This is a genomic window from Hyphococcus sp. (genome assembly GCF_965267305.1).
In the GTDB taxonomy this organism is placed as follows: Bacteria; Pseudomonadota; Alphaproteobacteria; order Caulobacterales; family Parvularculaceae; genus Hyphococcus.
Map to the genome: position 1 here is coordinate 1,541,690 of NZ_OZ253945.1, position 18,705 is coordinate 1,560,394.

Genomic DNA, 18,705 nt, shown 5'->3' on the forward strand with positions numbered 1-18,705 from the left:
GTCATATCCTTCCGGCCCTTGCGGTTCGACGTGGACGGGCGGCCCCGCGTCTTAAGCAGGGCAATTCTCCAACAGCTCTTCCAACCGCTCCAATCCGGTTTCGCGGTCGAAGTCGGACAGGGTGAAATCCTTTTCCAGACGCAGATATCCCTCCCGCGACTGGGTAAACGCCGCGCAGGCCTGAGGCGTCCGCTCCGCCACGAGATAAATCTCGCCCAGCGTATAAAGCGCCGCAGTCACTTCGCGCAGCCGGGCCGGGTTGTCAGGTTCACCGGCGAGGAGCTCTTTTTTGTCACTGATCATTTTCTCGCCGATTTTAACCGCTTCGTCATGTCGGCCGAGATAGGCCAGCGTCATCGCTTTTTGTTCCTGAACAGGCGTGAGAATACGCTTAATCCCCAGATCGTCCGGGTCCTGCGCGAGAAAATCAACCGCGAGGCGCTCAGCCTCAATCAAGTCGGCAAGGGCGGTTTCATCATCTTCAAGACCGTAGACAATAAGGGCGCGCTTGAAATAAGCGGCGATAATGTTGCGCCGCGCCGTCATGTCGTCAGGATCCGCGGCGTCGAGCTCTTTGTAGAGATCGATGGCGCGGTCAATATATTGAAGGCAGATTGTATAGTCCCCGCTCTCCTGCATGTCGAAATGGCGCATCATGGTTTCGGCGAGCGCCGTGTTCGTAGACGCCGCCAGTGATTTTGCGGAAGCGTTATCGGGATGATCGGCAAGGAATTTTTCCGCCGCGTCGCGCGCTTTTTTGATGACGGCGACGCTTTCCTCGCCCTCCCCCTTCCAGACGAGCGGCTTGCCCGATTGGGATAAAGCTTCGATACGCGCCATTTCATCCTTGTCCGTTCCGTGGCCGGCAGCGATGACCCCGGCATAGAGTTCTTCGGCGCGCTGGGCATGGGCGATGGCCGCTTCATTGTCGTCGATGGCGATGAACTGATAGACCGCCATAGAAAAGGAGCTTTCGGCCAGCGCGCGGGCGATGTCGGGATCGTAAGGGTCTTCCGCGTGCAACGCTTCTAGCTCTGCAATCGCTGTCGCAAGATGCTCGCCCGCCTCCTCGCGCCTGCCGAGATTGGCGCCGATAGGGTTGCCGGTGACGTCGCCAAGACGTTTGTAGCCGAGGGCGGTTTCGAGTTTCAGCGCGGTCGAGGCGCGTCTGTTGTCTTTCAGGGCGTCAAGATAGGCGCGTGATTTGTCGGCGATGCCTGAAAGCGCCTTTGTGGTGCCGGGGATCGCTTCAAGCTGGTCGTAAAGATCGAACAGCATGAAATTCGCCAGCTCCCTCACCTGCTGGAAGCGCGCATCGGCCTCGCGCCGCTCGGCCTCGGCGCGGGCATAGAGCATCGAAGTGACCACAAGCGCGGCGATGACGCCAATCATTCCCAGCGCGGAAGCCCCCACCGCAAAGCGACGTCTGCGGATGAATTTGCCGACAACGTAAAGCCCGCGCGTTCCCTTCGCCTCCACGGCGCGGCCCGCCTCGTAACGGTCGAGATCGGCAAGGATGGCGGTCACCGATTGATAGCGCTCTTCGGGCTCTACGGCCGACGCTTTTTCCGCAATCGCGGAAAGATCGGCGTCTTTCAGCACCGGCGCGGCGTCGAGCATGTTCTTCAAAATGACGCCGAGCGAATAAATGTCGCTCAAGGTCGTCGCCGGTTCGCCTTTCATCCGCTCTGGCGCGGCGAAACCTTTGGTCATGGTCATCTGCGGGCCGGCCGCCGAATCGCCGAAAGAGCGCGAAATGCCAAAGTCGATCAGCTTCACCCGGCCGTCTTCGGTGATGAGGATGTTCGCGGGGGAAAGATCGCGATGCACGATCAGTTGTTGATGGGCGTATTCCACCGCCCTGCAGACATCGCGGAAAATACGCAGCCGCTCTTTCTTGTCTGGCTTCTTTTCGAGCCAATCGCCGAGCGGCGCGCCATCCACATATTCCATGATGAAATACGGTTCGCCGTCTTCGGTTTCACCGCCGTCGAAAAGCTGCGCGATGTTCGGGTGCTGAAGCGCCGCCAGCGTCTGGCGTTCGTAACGCAAGCGTTCGGCGAGTTTCGCCGAGCGCGCGACCCCGCGCACCACCTTGATGGCGACGCGGTGATCGAAATCGCCCGCGGCGCGTTCGCCGAGCCAGACCGCGCCCATGCCGCCGCGGCCGAGAAGCCGCACGACGCGATACTGTCCAACTTTTCGGGGACTGCGGTCTTCTTCGTCCCGGAACCAGTCGAGCGCGCCGCCGGTGACGAGCGAGCTGTCGTCAGTCTCGTCGGCCCACAAAAGCGACATGACGCGCTTGCGCAGCGCGGGATCGCTTGCCGTCTGGTCCATGATCCACTGTTCGCGTTCTTCCGACGGCTGATCGAGCGCGTCTTCAAAGAGACGCAGCGCCGCCGCTTCGAGCCGGTCGTCAGAGCCCGTCATTTTCCATCGCCTCTTTCAGCCAGGCGCAGGCCGCGCGCCAGGACCTTTTGACGGTCGATTCCGACGTGTCGAGCAACAGCGCAATGTCCTCCGTGGTCATGCCGCCGTAATAGCGCAACACCACGATTTCCGCACGATCCGGATCGATAGCCTTCAAGCGCATCAGCGCCGATTCGAGCGCCACAAGCTCCATGGGATTGTTCTGGGGCGCGCCATGCTCCGTATTCAGCGTAACGGTAATCTTGCGGCGCTTTTCCGCCGCCCGCTTCCGCGCGGCGTCGATAAGAACATTGCGCATGATCCGCGCCGAGAGGGCGAAGAAATGCGCCCGCTCTTCGGGCGGCGCTTCCGCCGACTGGAGAAGCCGCAGCGCCGCCTCGTTGACAAGATCATGGGTCGCCATGGAGATCGCCCGCCCTTCGCGCCGCAACAATGCCGAAGCAATGGCGGAAAGCTCGCCATAGACGGCCTCGTCGAGGCGCGCACGGGCGGCGTCGTCGCCTTTCCGGCTCGCCGCCAGAAGCGACACGATGTCTTCAGGCCCCTTGGTCAATGGGAGAGAGTCCCCTCGAACGCTACGATGCTGATCTTAAACACAAATCAGTGCCCGAATGATCCCCTTGCAGTGCAAAAAGATTTTTTTTCAATGCGGTGTGACCCGTTTTCCGGACCAAATGCGCTTAATTAGCATAGGGGGAGATGTGCAAGTCCCTGGCCAGTTTGGCTGTTTCGTGGGGATGCGCATGTCCCGCCAGCGGGCGGCGGCCGTTGGGGGGCGACGCCGCCCGCGGCGGGGCGCTCGCCTTGCTGCGCCACCGGGAACAGCGCGCGGAATAGAGCAGGATTTCATCGTCAGCGGCCTCCGTAGTCCCCGGCCGTTGGCTTGTCCCGAGAGTATGGGAGAGACTGGAGGGACAGAACGCGCCTGACCGCAAGTCAGGCGCGTTCTTTTTTAGCAGATTCCCCAGGTAGTACGGCCAGCACAGAGGCTGGCGGCGCGGCGGCCCACGCCCTAAAGTTCATGCGACGGAATACGCAAGAACGGCAATGCTCCATGCAGCTTCTCACCACGCCGCCGGAAGACGCTGATGCCCTCCACGCAATCTATGCGCGCACGCCGCGCGAGGGCATGTTCTTTTCCGGCCTGATGCATCGGGAGCGCTTCGACATCGCCGGCGCCTGGAATGAAGACTGGTCCTGCGCGGCGATCGCGTGGCAGACGGGCGGCGCGGAGGAATATGCGCTGCAAGGCGCAAGGGCCCCGCTGAAGCTTTTATCGGCCGGCGCCGTCACCCTCGCCCGCGGCGCGCGCTACGCCTATGCCGCGCTGGGCGAGACGCCGTTCCGCTCCAACATGATTTCCTTCCCGCACTGGATTACGGAGAGCGCGGCGAAAACCGCGCTTGAAGACAGCGGTGAACATGGTCGGCGCCTCGAAACCCGGCTCATCCGTCCCGATGCGAAACTGCAGGCGCTGATGGACGACATTGCGCAGCGCACTCGCGCGGCTTCAGCAAGCGATCATTGGCATGCGGAGAAATGCGCGCTGCTTTATGCGGGACTGCTCGATACGCAGGACGCCCGCGCCGCGGCGCGCGACGATATCACTGCGGTCAAGGCGTCGACCCGCGCCGAACTCGCCCGGCGCTGCGGCCTGGCGAAAGAAGCGATGCTGCAACGTTATAACGAACCCGAACTTTCTCTCGGTGACATCGCGCGCGAGGCGCGGCTGTCGCAATATCACCTGATCCGCGTCTTCAAGACCGTCACCGGCGCGACGCCCATGCAGTTTCTCAGCCTTGTGCGCATGGACGCAGCGCTGCGGCTGTTGAAAGAGACGAAACGCACCACCGGCGACATCGCCGCCGCCGTCGGATATTCGGACCGCACCGCCTTCTTCCGCGCCTTCCGCAAGACTTACGGCTGCGCGCCGTCGGCGGCGGGGCGCAATAAGTGACAATAGGCGCCGAATATTTACAGAAATATGACGCCGCAATTTCACAAAACAATGTAATTGAGCGATTGCATTGTGAGAGCCCCCAAAGTAAATGCGCTCAACACTTGGGGATGTGGGCAAGGGGGCGCGCCAATGCAATCACCGTTCAGACGATTCTTTCATGCTGTTTCCTCTATCGCGGACAGTCTGCGTTTGATTTTGCTGCTGGTCTGCGCAGCCGCCATATATTTTTCAGTACGTCATGAACCGGTGGTCGCATTTGCGGGGGTCACTGCTGTAATCACGCTTTTCGCATCGACGCCGCATCAATGGCGCATGCTGCTTTTCGAACGTCCTTTCTTTTTCCGCCGCCAGTTCTCGGGCGTGACCTTCGCCTTCATCGTGTCGTTTCTGCTATTCAATATCGTATTCAGGGCTGTGGCGACGGGCTTCGCCGCGTTGTTCACTTTTCCAGACGCCGATAGCGTAAAAAAAATCTCCGTCACGCTTGGCGATGCGATGGCTGCGGATCTCCAGTGGACCATCGCGCTGTTCGGCGGCGCCGTCTTATTTTGCACGGTCCTGCTCTTCTTGGCGGACCGTTTCGGTCAGGTAAAGGCGGCCCGCTGGGCCTTCTTCCGGCTGCCGATCCTGTTTGGGCTGGTCTACTCTGCGCTTGTCGTCACCATCACCGACTACTCCGTGAAGAACGCCGGCGTTGATAATCGCGTGTCGCCGGAAATGAATTTCGCCGCAGGCCCGGTCTTTCCAACGCCCTCAACGAAGCAAGCGGGCGATGCTGTTCGTGCGGTCTTCGGCCGGTATGTTTTCAGTCAGGACTTTATTGACGAAGTCGAGACGCTTCAGTCCAATTACGAAACGCTGTTTGCCCAAAATAAGAATCTCACCAGCGCGCTTTCGCAGGTTGAAACCTTTTCCAGCGACATCGCCGGTGATTTTCTGTCGTTGGTCGAGCAGGCGGAATCCGGCGATCTGTGCGAAAAAGTCGGCGACAGATATATGCGCGTCGTCGGAAAAACAGGCCCCTTTAACGTGTTCGATAAGACAGAACAGGCTGGATACAAGCCGCGCGTTAATGAGATAATTCTTTTTCAGCCAGTCCGCGACGCGGAAAACATCATCTGGCGCACAGCCCATTGCGGCTATTTCCGCGGGGAAGCCTGGTGCGCCGATCAAACCGCATCTTATGGAGATGACGCCGCAAGCGCAGACGCATTCCGCAAAGAATGGGGCTGCGACTTTCCAGGCGCTAAAATCGCAATGGCGACGGATGCGCTTAACGCCGGCCCCGCAGAGCCGCCCGCCGACATCGATATGCCAAAAACGGGCGACGAAGAACGCGCGGCCCCGACGAACCTTACGGATGGCGTCGCGGTGCTGTCGATCCTCGACGCTTTTATCCAAGACCGTCTCACCGAGGCGGCGGACCGCGCCGTGATCGCCGGTTCGGTGGCGGTCGGCAATTTCCTGAACGGGACCAACTATACGTCCGGCCTCGCCGAGCTCGAATGGACGGTCTCCGTATGCGAGTCCGGTCAGGCGACGCCGTGGTGCGGCTTTTGGCTGCGCAAAGTGTCGCGCATCGTGATTTCACCTTATGTCCTGCAGGGTCTGGTCATCTCGATTTATGCGACCGTGATCCTGATGGTCTTCCGTCGCCGCGACGACCGGGGAAGAAAACCGCTCGACTGGTCTGCATTTGGCCGGGAAGTCTGGGATTTCAAAAGCAAAAGGCGCAAGGGAGAAGATGACTCATCCGGCGCATCGCTCACCTAAGCCCCGCGTTTCGCTTTCGCCTTGCTGATGAGGCGTTCGACCTCGCGCATGATCGCTTCATCGTCCTGTGCGGACAGCACGTCATTGGCGTCGAGATAGCATTCAAGCGCGTCGAGAATGATCGCCTGGCACGACATTTCGAGATCGCGCGCCGCAAGACGCAAGCGTACAAGATCGCGCGCCGGCATTTTCAGCGTCACGATGGCCTTGCGGGCGAGAATGCCGGTCGGCGCCTCCGGGCTCGGATGATGGCGGCGATGGGCCCGCGGCGGGATCGTCCAGGTTTTCGGCGCTTCATCATGACCGATGCGGCGGCGTTGGGGGCTTGCGGGACGCAGCACCTTGACATTGCCATGAGCGGCCGCGGTCATCCGCGCGACTTCCTGTTCGCGCTGGCGGTCGGCTGAATAGAGCGTGTCGATCGCCTCTTCGCTGACATTGCGCGGTGCGCCCGGCGCGTTCGCCGGCTTCATCGGCCGCATCTCGATGTCGACGCCTTCATGGGCGACCGCATCGACTGCAGGCAAAGCCTCTCCCTTTCGCGCCAGAAGGCTCGATGTGAGGGACGCGAAACCGCCGCCGGAATTGTTGTTGGGCGCGTATGCGTTCATTGCGCCGCCCTGCGCCCGAAGACGCGGTTGCTCGGCGCCGCGGCGCCATGCTCGTCCTGGCGGTAGCCGCCATCGGCGCGCTGCAGGCGCTCATGGAGATAGGACCAGAGGGCCGAAATTTCCTGCGAAGACTGACAGAACGGGTCGATTTCCATCACCGTCCGCCCGTCGATCATCGACGCGGCGAAATCGACGCGATGGTGAATGGTGACCGGCGCCACGGTGCCATGTTGCGACAGGGCGACGGCGGCTTCCGACGTGATGCGCGCGCGCTGGGTCGCGCCGTTGACCACGAAGATGAGCGGTTTGCCGCGGGCTTCGGCGATATCGACCGTGGGGCCGACGGCGCGAAGGTCATGCGGGCTCGGCCGCGTCGGCGCGACGACGATGTCGGCGAAGCTGACGACTTCGGAAATGGCGCGCGTCACCGCCGGCGGCGTGTCGATGACGACCAGCTTGAAGCCCTCTTCCCGGGCGCTGTCGAGATCGTAAAAAAGATTGGAGAATACCGACTGAATGAAAGCCGGCGACGGATCCTTGCGGACGTTCCACCATTTCGCCAGCGAGCCTTGCGGATCGGTGTCGATCAACGCAACGGGCCCCGCGCCCTGACGCTCTGCTTCCACCGCAATATGTCCGGACAAGGTGGTTTTCCCCGACCCCCCTTTTTGCGATGCGAATACGATTACACGCATTGAAGACAAAACGCGCCCTCCACCTGTTCACGAACTTTCCGACGCGAGCGCCATCATGCACGCGGGCCGTTAACGCAGCGCGTGAACAGCGAGGATAATTTTCTTCAAATTGTGAGGGGCCGATTCAGCATCTGCGCTGAAAAGAAGCCGGCAGCGACCTAGATACGCAAGGCCGCCGCCAGCGATCGCCTTATATGGTAAAGGCCTTAAACGAGACTTAAGAGCGTGATCCTTTTTTCCGGGATGGCCGTATTGAATATTCGCGGCCAACGCCCGGCGCGCCGCGCTTCACATGCTTAACCGCCCGCAAGCCGGTTAGCCGAAAGACGAAAGCCCAAGATCGGTGATGTTGATGTCGCTTTGCAGGAGCGACATCAGCCTCGTGATATGCGCGATGCGCGGATTGGTGTCCCAGTCCCAGTATCGCAGGACCGCGCGCGCGAAATCGCGCGCCATGGAATCGAAAATCGCGAGGAGATGATCGGCGCGCGCCGCCGCTTCGGGCCCCTCGGCCGCGCCGGTTAAGAAGGCGTAAAAATCGTCCCGCGGCACGCCAAGGCTCTTGCACAAGACTGCATAGGGCTCGCCGCCGGGGTCGCGCAGAATGCGGCCCGACAATTCGCGGGAAATGCCGCCGAGCATGGCGACCGCGTCGATGATCTCCTGCGCCGGATATTTGCACGCCGCTGCAAGGGTTTTGCGCACGACTTCCATAGACACCGGCTCGCCTTGCGCGCCGCGCGGGCGATGGCGTCGTTCGGAGAGAACCAGAATGTCCTTGACCACAGCGTCGTTGTCGCCGCCGCGGAAGACCTTCGGATAAAGATCGGCGAGCGCATCCTGGACGACCCTGCGGTCGAGCGCGAAACGGGTGAGAATGCGCCGGCGCCGTTCGGCGTCGACCCACCAGAACATGATGAAGCCGTGCGCGGGTTCGAGCTCCCGGCGGCGCAGCAGCAGCCCCTGCACTTCCTTGTTGGCCGCGCTCAAGGCCACCATCTTGTTCACCGCGTTGGGCGAAAGAACGCATTCCTCGCGTTTCAGGATGAGCTTGCAGACATCGATTTCGTCATGGGCCAGGCAGGCGTCGGCGACCGACGTCGACACATCGATGCGCCGGGCAATCATCATCCGGTGCGCCATGGTCCCTTCCCGCGCCGCTTCGATGAGCAGCGCCTCGGGAAGGAACTCGGCGCGGGATGCGATTTTCTCCGCAACCGGCGCATCGTCGAGCAGCAGCATCCTGACCAGCGCCGGCGGGCATTCCGAAACGCGGGCGACGCGCTGGGCGACTTCCATGCGGATCGGCTCCTCGACCTTGTCGAGGACATGAAGAAGAATATCCGCCACCAGCGAGCGTTCGTTCGAGGAGATCTTGCCGTTGGGCAAGACGACGATGTCCGCAAGTTTCCTGACCATCAGCGCGCGCACGCTGGGTCCGGAAGGAGACAGAGGCGTAAGCATGGTCTCCGCATCCGGCCTCGGGGTCGTCCGGGCGCCGGCGCGGGGCTCATCGGCGGCGTCGTATTCGGTCATGGATGCGGATTTCGCCTTTCTCGTGCGCCGGGACCGTTGTAACCGGAACACCGTTAACGGGTGATTGCACTTTTGCCGCCGGTTTTCGGAGACCTGGCGCACGGGCGGTGCTAAGGTCCGGCCCCGTAGCCGGAAGAAAGCTGAAACCTCGTGAATTACTCTAATGTATTGAACTTAAAATCATTTTTTAAAGGCTGCGCGGCGGCGACGTTGCTCGCCGCGGCGGCCGGCTGCGCCTCCTCAGCCGATATGGCGGCCTTGCGCGAAGCCCCCGGCTATTCCGCCGGTTATGGCGACGGCTGCTCCACGGCGACGGAAGAGGACAAGAGCTTTTCAACCAAGCAGCGCCGGGACGCCTACGCTTTTGACAATGACGAGGCCTACCGGGCGGGCTGGCGGCAGGGCTATCTCGAATGCTCCCGCCAAACGCCGGAGCCGCGCGACGGCGGGCGCATCCTTGGCGAACGCAACGAGTATTAATGAAAACTGAATTTGTCGGCGGGCGTCAGCGCGTTCTCGTTGACTGAAAAGCAATCTCCCCAATTCTCGCGATTAACGGCGATCCGATCGCCCTTCGTCCAGACATGCTCCCTCGCCTGCCGGCGTTAGAGGGGGAATGCTGCCCAAACGCAAACAAGCCGTTGTTTCCCTCGCAACCAAATTGCAAACACAAAAAAGGCGCTCTCAAGGAGCGCCTTTTTGCTGTGCCGATATCAAACCGGCTTATTCGTTGGTCGCCGTGTCTTCAGCTTCGGGCGCTTCCGGCTCCGCCGGAGCTTCCGGTTCGGCGGGCGCCGATTCGGTGTTGGAGCCGCCGCCGCGCTGAGGATTGTTACGGCTCGGCGGACCTGCGGCGATCAGCGCTTCGCATTCCGCGACGCGCGCATCGCGGCGCGCGACCTCAGCCGGATCCGGCCGGCGGTTCTGAAGGTCTTCGATGCGGCGCTGCTGTTCAAAACGCTGAATGTCGTCTTCGCAGGCCGCCTTGTTCTGCTCCCATTCGAGGCGCAGGCCATCCCAATAGGTGCTGACGACCGCGTCGATATAAGTGATCCAGTCCGACGCGCGGCGGCGCGTGCCCTCATAAGCTTGCGCGCGGGCGAAGGCCTGGCGGGCGCTCGCCCACTGGGCGGTGTCGGCGGGGCCGGCCTGGCTGAAGCGCGCCGTGCCGAGAAGCAGCCAGGCGTCGCCTGTGTCCTTGGCGTTCATGCCGCCCTTGTTGAGGGCCGCCTCAAGCGCGCGCTCGGACGCAGCGTATTGTTCGTCGGCGAGCAGCACCATGCCGAGACGATAGGAAAGCTCGCCCTTGGACGAATTGCGTGCGGCCTCGCCGAGGATCGGAATGGACTTTTTGTGCTCGCGCGCCTGGCTCCAGAGCTGCGAGAGGAGGATCAGATTATCCTGATCGCGGTCCACATTGCCCGCATTCATTTCCCGCTCGAGCAGTGTCGCGCCGCGATAGGGATTTTCAAAGAACGAATAATATTGGACGAGCGTGATGATCTCGTTTTCGGTCTTGATGAGACCCGCGCGATAGGCGACCTCAAGCACGGAGAACGCATCGCGGTCTTTGCCCTGCACCGAATAGGCGCCGGAAAGCTGCGTCCAGTAACCTTTGTTCTCCGGCCAGTAATTGACCATGCGCTCGAGCAAGGGCGCGCGCTTGGCGTTGTCGCCGAGCTCCGAATAAATCAGGTTCAAGAGATCGAAATAGCCTTTGCGCGGCTCGTCGCCCATGCCGGCGATCGCCTGTTCCGCCGGGCCAACGGCCTGGCGGTAGTTCGGCGGCGTGACCTGCGTGTAGGCGGCGGCGAGGAGATAATAAGCGTTGGGATCGACCGCCACGCCGCAGGTGCGTGCAAGCTGAATCCACTGATTGAGGCCGTTGATCGCCGTCTGATACTGCTCAAGCTGGAAGTTGAGCTGGGCGATGTAATAACGAAGCTGGTTGTTGCGCGCCGGCGGCAGCCCGTTTGTGTCCAGGGCCGTCTGCATGTCCTGCATGCCGCCGCGAAAATCATCGAGATTGATTTTGACGTTGGCGCGAAGCTCATAGACGGTGGATTTGTCATAGGGCTTCATCGCGTCGCCGCGGCTGGCGATGAGATTGTTGAAGCCGGCGAGCGCCTGCTGATACTGATCGGCTTGCATCAGTTCGTAGAGCTTCTGGATTTCCTGGCCGATGCGCGGATCGAGCGTCTTCGACGCTCCGCCCTCTTCGGCGTCGCATTGCGCCTGCGCCAGGGCGGCCGTCGGCGCCGCCGCCGTCATCAGCGCCGCAACAGCAGAGGCGGCGGCCGACAAACAAAGCTTACGATATTTCCCACGCATTTTTTTCATCCTGCGGTCTCGACCTCTGTTGTTCGCGTGCGCCCGAGGAGCGCCGCGGCGTTCGCCGCTTAACCTTCAAGCACGAAAGTGACGACGGTTTGCACCCCGCGGCGCCATTCCGCCTGGTTATCGACAATCTTCGGCTGATATTTCCAGCGCGCGACCGAAGCTTCGGCAGCGCGGTTAAGGCAGCTGTTGGAGCTTTCGACCGTGGTGATGTTGGTGGTCTGGCCGTCCGGCGTCACGTCGAACTGCACGAGCACCGACTCGGAAGGTTTCGCCCGGTTCATGCAGCGTTCCGGATATTGCGGCGGAATGCGCACCAGCGGCTGGGCGTCGCGGTCGGGATTGAAGCCCGAACCGATAGACAGATTAGCGTTGATCTCGGGGATCTGCGCGCGCACGCCGTCAAGCGCGGGGCGGTTCGACGGGTCGTTGACCGCCGGCGGCGGCGGCGGCGGCGCATCGAGCGTCGGCCGTTTGAATTCGCGGTTGGCGTTGTTGAGGGTCGTGTCTTCAATCTGCGCGGTGATATTGAGATTGATCGCGTCTTCTTCTTCGTTGAGGCGCGGATCCTGCCGGATCATCGCCGCCATGAAGAGAAACAGGCCCCCGGTCACGATGATCGCGCCCGGCACCCCGATAATCAAACGAATGAGAGAGCCCATTTAGAAGTTCTCCTTAAGCGTCTTCCGTCGACACCGCGACATCAGAGACGCCGGTGGACCGGATTTGCGTCACGACCTCGACGAGAAGCCGTGTTTTCGACTTGGCGTCCGCCTGGACGACGGCAGTGCCTTTGGGGTTTTCACGACGCAGCTGCTCAACGACGGCGCGCACTTCATCGAGTTCGACGCGCTCCTTGTTGATCCAGATCTCGTCATTTTCCGAAATCGCGACGATGATAGAGGCGAGCTTGCGCTCATCCGCCGACACCGCTTCCGGACGGTCGACCTCGATGCCGGGCTCTTTCACGAAGGTGGACGTCACGATGAAAAAGATCAGCATGATGAAGACGATGTCGAGGAGCGGCGTCACGTTGACGTCTTCATCGTCGCCCGCCGGTTGAGAAAGATTTCGTCTCGCCATAATTCAATCCGCCTACGAACTAATAGCCCGGCGCCGCAGCGCCCTATTGATTTTCTTTTTGCAATGCGAGCGACACTCTGCCTCTCGCGCCGCCATCCTGGGCCTGGTCCATCACCTCGACCGCAACACCGGCTTCGGATTCCGGAGAGGCGCTGACCAGGACAACGCCCTGGGGTTCGCGGGCGATAAATTCCTGCACCACCGGCTTCACCGAACCCGGATCGATGATGCGGACATTGTTCACCCGCACGAAGCCGTCATCCTGCACCGCCAACAGCAGCGCCGGCGGCGGGATCGTCTCCACCTCAGGCGGCGTGTCTTCCGGCGTGTTCACGTCGATTCCTTTTTCGCGCAGGAACGTCGCCGTCACGATGAAGAAGATCAGGAGGATGAACACGATGTCGAGAAGCGGCGTGATATTGACGTCCGCGGCTTCACTTGCATGTTGTGCTTTTTTTCTCATGACGCCTACTCGATCAACAAATCGTCAGAGATCTGACCCGACGCTTTTTGAACATTCCGGTCAAAAGCATTGATAAAGATGAGGCCCGACAGGGAGGCCACGAGACCCGCCATGGTGGGGATAGTCGCCTTGGAAATGCCGGCCGCCATCAGGCGCGCATTGGAAGACCCGGTCACGGCCATGACGTCGAACACCTCGACCATGCCGGTCACCGTGCCGAGAAGGCCGAGCAGCGGCGTCACCGCAACCAGCGCCCGGATCACATTGTTGAAGCGAGAGGCTTCCTGCGTGGTTTCCGAAATCAGCCGCTCGCGGATCGCATGCGCGTACCAGGATTTATGGTCGGTCCGCGCAGACCAGGCGCGCTGCGCCCGTTTTACGACGCCCGCATGAGCGCCTGTCCAGTACATGAGACGCTCGATAATCAGCGCCCACATGAAGAAGGTGACCACCATGATCGCGACAAGGACGTTGCCGCCGGCGCTCAGAAAATCCATGAGCGCTGAGTAGGCGATCGTAGGGTTCAAAAGTTCCACTTATCGTGACCCTTTCCCTTGACGGGGTTCTAAGGGACCGGGCGCAATTACGCCCGGCCGCCTTCCGCATGTTCGGCGATGATGCCGGCAGCCTGCTCCTCGAGGATTTGCGACACGCGCTTGGCGGCGCCCGCCGCAAAGGCGTGAAGCAGGAGGAGCGGGATCGCCGCAACGAGACCAAGCACCGTCGTGACCAGCGCTTCGGAAATGCCCGACGCCATGATCTGCGGGTCGCCGGTGCCGAAGAGCGTGATCGCCTGGAAGGTGTTGATCATGCCGATAACCGTGCCGAGGAGGCCGAGCAGCGGGGCCACCGCGGCGAGCACTTTGATGAGGTTGAGGCCGCCTTCGAGTTTCGGCACCTCTTTGAGGATCGCGTCGTCGAGTTTGAGCGCGACCGTCTCCACATCGTTGGACTGCGTGTTCTCGTAAGCGAGCATGACGCGGCCGAGCGGGTTGGCTTTCGAGGCTTTCTTGCGGCGGACCTGAGAGCGCACGGCGCCGGCGGTCATGGTGAGCGTCACCCACTTGTAGATGCCGAGCACGATGCCGAGCGCGGCGGCGGCGAGGATCACCTTACCGATGAAGCGGCCCTGATCGATCCGTTCGCTGAGCGTCGGCGTTTCGACGACGAGGCCGAGCAGCGTGCCGAGCGACGGGTCGATGGCGCCGCGGACGAAGCCGTCGCCGGAAGCGTTGGCGACGCGGCTGGCGGCGCCAGTGATGTCGCCGGAAGGCTGACGGGCGAGGAACTGCAGCTTGCCCCCATCATATTCGAGATATTTGCCGTTCGAGAATGCGACGAACGGGCCGATGCGCGTCACTTCGGCTTCGGAAGCTTCGCCATTCGCCTGAACGATGCGCGAATTGAACGTGACGGTTTTGCCCTGCTCGGCCATCTGCTGGATCATGATTTCCCAGAGATCGCGAAGCTGTTCTTCGGTCGGAAGTTTCTCGGTGCGCGCCAGTTCGTTGAGCGTCTGGCCGCGGCCCGGATATTGCGCGGAAATGAGCGAACGCTCGACCTGGGCGTTCAAGTCGGCGGCGGCGGTGCGCGCGGCGCCGAAGAGCTCCTGGAATTCGCCCTGCTTCGACGCAAGCTCCTGGTCGAGCTCGGCGATGGCGGCGCGGTTTTCTTCCATCACGCCTTCAAGGCGGGTCGATTCGGCTTCGGCCGCGGCGACCTGCTGGCGCACCTGAGTGAGGAGCGCCTGCTGCTGGTTGCGCTCGGCGCGGAAGCGTTCGATACGCTGGCGGTTTTCGGCGCTGACGTCCCGGCGTTCCTCACGGACCGCGTTCAGGACCTGATCGAGCGTGACCTGCGCGCTCGCTGACATGTTCACACTGACGGCGGCGACGCCGGCGATCAGGGAAATCGATGCAAGTTTGAAGAGTTTCATGACTTGTAATTCCTTATTACCCGTTTTCGCCGTTACTGAGCCGCTACCGGCGGCTTCACCGGAGCAAAGAAGATGTCAGGCGCGGTCTGTTCTTTCGCCATCCGCAGCGCATATTTGACGTCCTGCAGATAAGAGCGGTTGAGATTGGTCCAGTCGCCCGCGGCGGCGTCGTAGATGAGAAGCGTCGAATCGTCCGGCGTCTTGAACATCAGCGCGACGCGGCCGATGCGCAGGAATTCGCCCGAGAGCTCCTGGCCGTTGAAATTCACCGTGCCTTCATAGGCGCCGATGGTGCGGCCATATTCGCCTTCGATCTGGTAGGCCTCGACGATCAGGCGGTAACGCTGCGCCGCCGACATGTCGGGGTTCGCAAGCACGCCCTCAAGACGGGCGGCGCGGTCGGAACGCTCGGTTGCGAGGAACGGCAGGTCCGCACCGACGAGTTCGCCGAAGCGCGCCACCATGTCTTCCATCAGCGGCTGCATGGCGCGCTGCAGGCCTTCGACATTCTCAATGTCTTCGCGAAGGCGGACGAGCTGGCGCTCCTGGGCCTCGATGTTGCGTTCAAGCGAGGCGTTGTAACGGCGCGCCGCTTCGAGCTGTTTCAGGTTGGCGCGATAATCGTTCAGGAGCGACGCCGTCTGGTCGTCGAGCTGATCGATCTGCTGCTGCGCCGAAGCGGTCTCCCGCGCCGTCGCTTCAGCTTCCTGAAGCGCGGAGCGGAACTGCGCCTGGGCCGGCGCGCACAACACAGCGAGCATCGCCGCTGAACCCAAAATCGCTGATCTTTTCATAAATGCCTCACCTACCGGATTGTTGCGGCTGATTGATACGGCGCCATCGCTTGGGCCGCGGAGCTGTGGCGCCGTGCGCCGATTTGAAACACGCCGGTTCACACCGCGAACGCGCGCTTCAAGAAAACTGTGCATGATACTCTTCACCCAGAACTGTCCCCTGTTCCCCATGCAAGACTTCGAAGCAATCGTATATTTGCAGCAGAATTGCAACGACGTTTTGACACATGATCAAACGCCCTCCGATTCGAGCCGCTCATAGCCGATTACTGCAAGATTCGTGTCACCCTGTCTCTCACAGCCCGGATGCAGAACAGCGTCTCGCCCCCGCCGTTCCCTTCAGGCCACAGACCATACCCCGTTAGTTTGTAACAACACTTCTGCGCGCTGGCAATCGTTAGAATTGCGCAAAATCACGGTGCGGAACACGCAATCGCGCGCCTGCCGCGCCCGCGCGCTATTGACACGCGGCGCATCATGTGGACGCGCCGCGAACGTCCGGTGCGGCGCATCATACATAATAATATGCCGAAAAAATGGCGTCCCGCCGGCGCGTTAACCGTCGAAAACGCCGCTGCAGCAGCCATATCGCGCTTCGAAACGGCGCAATTTTCCCGGAATGAAACCCGACTTGCGACGGACGCGGCGCCGGTTTTCCCGGCTGGCGGCGGCTCGATTGCGTGTTGATCGGTTAAATGTTGGCTGGGGCGCCAGGATTCGAACCTGGGAATGTCGGTACCAAAAACCGATGCCTTACCACTTGGCGACGCCCCAACGCGCTGGCGGCGCGCGCCTTTTCGGGCGGCCCGCGAGCCTTGCGGAGCGCGCGAGATAGCGCTTTCCCCGAAGCGTTGCAATGGGCGGCAGGCGAAAAATGGCGCCGCGGCGCAACCTCGCTTTAACGCCCGGTTTCGCCGCCCGGCAAAAGCGCTTCCCGGCGGCCGTTCGCAGACCTTGCGCCAGCCTCCCGCCCGGCGCCCCAGCCCCGGCGGACGCCGGGAAATCGCCGTTGCGCCCCGATCCGTCCATGGCTATAGAGGCGCTCCCGCGGGCGCGGCCGGCATGGCCCCGCCTGAAGATCGGAGTGTAGCTCAGCCTGGTAGAGCACTGTCTTCGGGAGGCAGGGGCCGGTGGTTCGAATCCACTCACTCCGACCAGTTTTTCCAAGGGCTTAAACCCTCGTTGGAAAAATGCTCGACTCCTCGCTTGTGCGTTAATCTGCGCGTTAAACCAATCGTTTTTGCGCTAAGCGATTGTATTTGAATCTGATTTCATCATCGAAAATTTGAGCGCTAACTTGCGCGTTATTTTCTGGCTTGAAGTTCAATTGTTTGCATACAGATTGGCGACATTTAAGACAGTTATCTCGACAGACGAATTACCTACACAGAAATGTTTTCCTGCGTCTTCGATCGCCCAAATGTAGGTAAATTCATTTTGCCGCCGCAAAGAATCATCGAAAAGTTAACCCCATTCTCGGGGGAGAAGTCACTGGCGGTTCAAGAATTAACTTCGTTGAAATCGATGAAGCGTAATTGACACGGCGAATCACCCGTGATTCAAAGGAGATAAGGTTTGTGTTCGGCGAGGCCTAGGCCGGACTTGAACCGAGCTTCTACTGGGGTGCGAACCAGTTGCATAACCATTCTGCCACTAGGCCCCACCGAACAACGGAACCGTCAACACACGCGAATGCGTGCGTTGACGGACTCGTGTTGCGGGTGTTCGTTTCCAAAATCAAGAATAGAATCTATACGGACGAATTTGTTCCGCTGCCCCACTAGGACTGCGATCCGTCGGAATTTACCTACAACATTTAGCCGCCAACCGGACCGCAATTTTCAACGCAAATCTTTGGGCGTTAACGCCCAAACCGGTGTAGGTTTTGTCGCGTTTCAGGAGATTTTGTTGGCAAAAACTTTTTGATTATGCAGCCGTTTCAATAGCTTAAAATTACCTACATCTCTCGACAGCGTGCCTTCGGGAGGCAGGGGCCGGTGGTTCGAATCCACTCACTCCGACCAGCTTCTATAACAAAATAGATTTAAAAATAGTTGCTCCTATTTAAATAGGGAGCTGAACTTCATTCCCACTAGTCTAAATTTTGTTTAGAAGACATCTAATGTCTTCAACGAGGGCCAGCAATGAAATCCTCATTCGGCACATTTGAGCAGCAACTTATTTCCGGCGCAACCGCGCTAATGGAAAACCCGCTTGCCCGAGCATTACTTGTTTCATATGCGATCACGGGTGCGTTTTTTATAGGGTATGTCACACACCTCGGGAAAGAATATCTCGCCTTGGTGGATAGAGTTCAGGTGTTTGTGGATTTGAGCTTTTGGGTCGGTGCTATCTTCCTATATGTGTATGCAGTACGCACCCTCGCGGCACCAGCTGCGCAGAGAGGGACGATTAATTTCACAGTACTAATATTTGCCTTGATCGGTGGTGCGATGATGTTATCGGGAGCCGCAGAAGAACTCAGCTATTTTTTGAATTCGACGGATTTTCTACGCTTACCAACCAAACAAAAAATACCTACTTTTCTAGGCGCGCTTATTTTTGCCCCCATTATTTTTATATATATTTCTTCTATATTAATAATAATCCCTATCCTTTTGCTCGCTCTTTTAATTGTGTTTTCAAAAGATGGGGTTTCAAAAATTACTCAGTACTCAAATATAATTCTTTTTCTAATAGTGTTCACATCTTTCAATTTTGGGAGAATTTATATCGATCTGACAAAAAATGCCCCTGCCGATGCCGTTATTGTTTTGAAGGATTATATCGACGATAGCATGGAGATGGAGCTGCCATGCAATATTTTAACGTCAAACAATCATGGGGTGTTATGTTTCTTAGACAGTAAAGATGTCGCCCGAATGGATGTTGCGGCCGTCGATAATGAAAAAGAATTATCTCCATTACAAAAGATGTATCAGCGCCATAAAGCCGCTCATATTCAAAGTAAGCCTGTATTTATTCCTTTCGCAGCAATAAGAACGATCCATTCAAACACCGACATATTGTCAAAAATTACCCCCCACCCCAAACAAGGCCAATAGAAGATAAGCCATGCTCGCC

16 protein-coding genes and 3 tRNA genes are annotated in these 18,705 nt (G+C 59.8%); 5 read left to right on the forward strand and 14 right to left on the reverse strand.

The window, feature by feature from the left end; genetic code table 11:
* Positions 1–51: 51 nt before the first annotated feature.
* Both ACQY5P_RS07280 and ACQY5P_RS07285 read right to left on the reverse strand, forming a co-directional pair.
* Positions 52–2,433, reverse strand: a complete 2,382-nt coding sequence (locus ACQY5P_RS07280; RefSeq protein ID WP_428410073.1) for a protein kinase domain-containing protein — start codon at positions 2,431–2,433, stop codon at positions 52–54.
* Positions 2,420–2,986 (reverse strand): ECF-type sigma factor, encoded by a 567-nt coding sequence (locus ACQY5P_RS07285; protein ID WP_428410074.1) that lies wholly within the window; start codon positions 2,984–2,986, stop codon positions 2,420–2,422. The genes ACQY5P_RS07280 and ACQY5P_RS07285 overlap by 14 nt, the downstream gene beginning before the upstream one ends.
* A gap of 501 nt (positions 2,987–3,487) precedes the next feature.
* Between ACQY5P_RS07285 and ACQY5P_RS07290 the strand changes: the two genes are divergently transcribed.
* Both ACQY5P_RS07290 and ACQY5P_RS07295 read left to right on the forward strand, forming a co-directional pair.
* Positions 3,488–4,390 (forward strand): helix-turn-helix transcriptional regulator, encoded by a 903-nt coding sequence (locus ACQY5P_RS07290; RefSeq protein WP_428410075.1) that lies wholly within the window; start codon positions 3,488–3,490, stop codon positions 4,388–4,390.
* A 132-nt stretch (positions 4,391–4,522) separates the two neighbouring features.
* Complete coding sequence (locus tag ACQY5P_RS07295) at positions 4,523–6,166, forward strand: hypothetical protein (protein ID WP_428410076.1); 1,644 nt, start codon at positions 4,523–4,525, stop codon at positions 6,164–6,166.
* Here ACQY5P_RS07295 and ACQY5P_RS07300 read toward each other — a convergent pair.
* From ACQY5P_RS07300 to ACQY5P_RS07310, 3 genes are all read right to left on the reverse strand, one after another.
* A complete protein-coding gene (locus ACQY5P_RS07300; protein ID WP_428410077.1) occupies positions 6,163–6,777 on the reverse strand; it encodes a hypothetical protein in 615 nt (204 codons plus the stop codon). The genes ACQY5P_RS07295 and ACQY5P_RS07300 overlap by 4 nt on opposite strands.
* Positions 6,774–7,472: an AAA family ATPase gene (locus tag ACQY5P_RS07305; protein ID WP_428410078.1), complete on the reverse strand. Its 699-nt coding sequence runs from the start codon at positions 7,470–7,472 to the stop codon at positions 6,774–6,776. The genes ACQY5P_RS07300 and ACQY5P_RS07305 overlap by 4 nt, the downstream gene beginning before the upstream one ends.
* Positions 7,473–7,787: 315 nt before the next feature.
* A complete protein-coding gene (locus tag ACQY5P_RS07310) occupies positions 7,788–9,008 on the reverse strand; it encodes a DUF2336 domain-containing protein (RefSeq protein WP_428410079.1) in 1,221 nt (406 codons plus the stop codon).
* 150 nt (positions 9,009–9,158) lie between these two features.
* On the opposite strand from ACQY5P_RS07310, the gene ACQY5P_RS07315 reads away from it, so the two are divergent.
* Positions 9,159–9,488, forward strand: a complete 330-nt coding sequence (locus ACQY5P_RS07315; protein WP_428410080.1) for a hypothetical protein — start codon at positions 9,159–9,161, stop codon at positions 9,486–9,488.
* 243 nt (positions 9,489–9,731) lie between these two features.
* On the opposite strand, the gene ACQY5P_RS07320 is transcribed toward ACQY5P_RS07315, so the two are convergent.
* The 8 genes from ACQY5P_RS07320 to ACQY5P_RS07355 form a co-directional block, all read right to left on the reverse strand.
* Positions 9,732–11,339: a tetratricopeptide repeat protein gene (locus ACQY5P_RS07320; protein ID WP_428410081.1), complete on the reverse strand. Its 1,608-nt coding sequence runs from the start codon at positions 11,337–11,339 to the stop codon at positions 9,732–9,734.
* Between the two features lie 68 nt (positions 11,340–11,407).
* A complete protein-coding gene (locus ACQY5P_RS07325) occupies positions 11,408–12,007 on the reverse strand; it encodes an energy transducer TonB (protein ID WP_428410082.1) in 600 nt (199 codons plus the stop codon).
* A gap of 13 nt (positions 12,008–12,020) precedes the next feature.
* A complete protein-coding gene (locus ACQY5P_RS07330) occupies positions 12,021–12,428 on the reverse strand; it encodes an ExbD/TolR family protein (protein WP_428410083.1) in 408 nt (135 codons plus the stop codon).
* Between the two features lie 43 nt (positions 12,429–12,471).
* Complete coding sequence (locus ACQY5P_RS07335) at positions 12,472–12,891, reverse strand: ExbD/TolR family protein (protein WP_428410084.1); 420 nt, start codon at positions 12,889–12,891, stop codon at positions 12,472–12,474.
* Positions 12,892–12,896: 5 nt separating this feature from the next.
* A complete protein-coding gene (locus ACQY5P_RS07340; RefSeq protein ID WP_428410085.1) occupies positions 12,897–13,427 on the reverse strand; it encodes a MotA/TolQ/ExbB proton channel family protein in 531 nt (176 codons plus the stop codon).
* A gap of 47 nt (positions 13,428–13,474) precedes the next feature.
* Entirely contained in the window at positions 13,475–14,827 is a 1,353-nt protein-coding gene (locus ACQY5P_RS07345; RefSeq protein ID WP_428410086.1) for a MotA/TolQ/ExbB proton channel family protein, read from the reverse strand.
* 32 nt (positions 14,828–14,859) lie between these two features.
* A complete protein-coding gene (locus tag ACQY5P_RS07350; RefSeq protein ID WP_428410087.1) occupies positions 14,860–15,621 on the reverse strand; it encodes a DUF3450 domain-containing protein in 762 nt (253 codons plus the stop codon).
* Between the two features lie 699 nt (positions 15,622–16,320).
* Positions 16,321–16,395, reverse strand: a tRNA-Gln gene (locus ACQY5P_RS07355).
* A gap of 306 nt (positions 16,396–16,701) precedes the next feature.
* Here ACQY5P_RS07355 and ACQY5P_RS07360 point away from each other — a divergent pair.
* A tRNA-Pro gene (locus ACQY5P_RS07360) sits at positions 16,702–16,778 on the forward strand.
* 430 nt (positions 16,779–17,208) lie between these two features.
* On the opposite strand, the gene ACQY5P_RS07365 is transcribed toward ACQY5P_RS07360, so the two are convergent.
* Positions 17,209–17,281: transfer RNA gene (locus ACQY5P_RS07365), tRNA-Ala, on the reverse strand.
* Positions 17,282–17,765: 484 nt separating this feature from the next.
* On the opposite strand from ACQY5P_RS07365, the gene ACQY5P_RS07370 reads away from it, so the two are divergent.
* Positions 17,766–18,686 carry a hypothetical protein gene (locus ACQY5P_RS07370; protein WP_428410088.1) on the forward strand — a complete coding sequence of 307 codons (921 nt, stop codon included), beginning with the start codon at positions 17,766–17,768 and terminating at the stop codon, positions 18,684–18,686.
* The last annotated feature ends 19 nt before the right edge of the window (positions 18,687–18,705 follow it).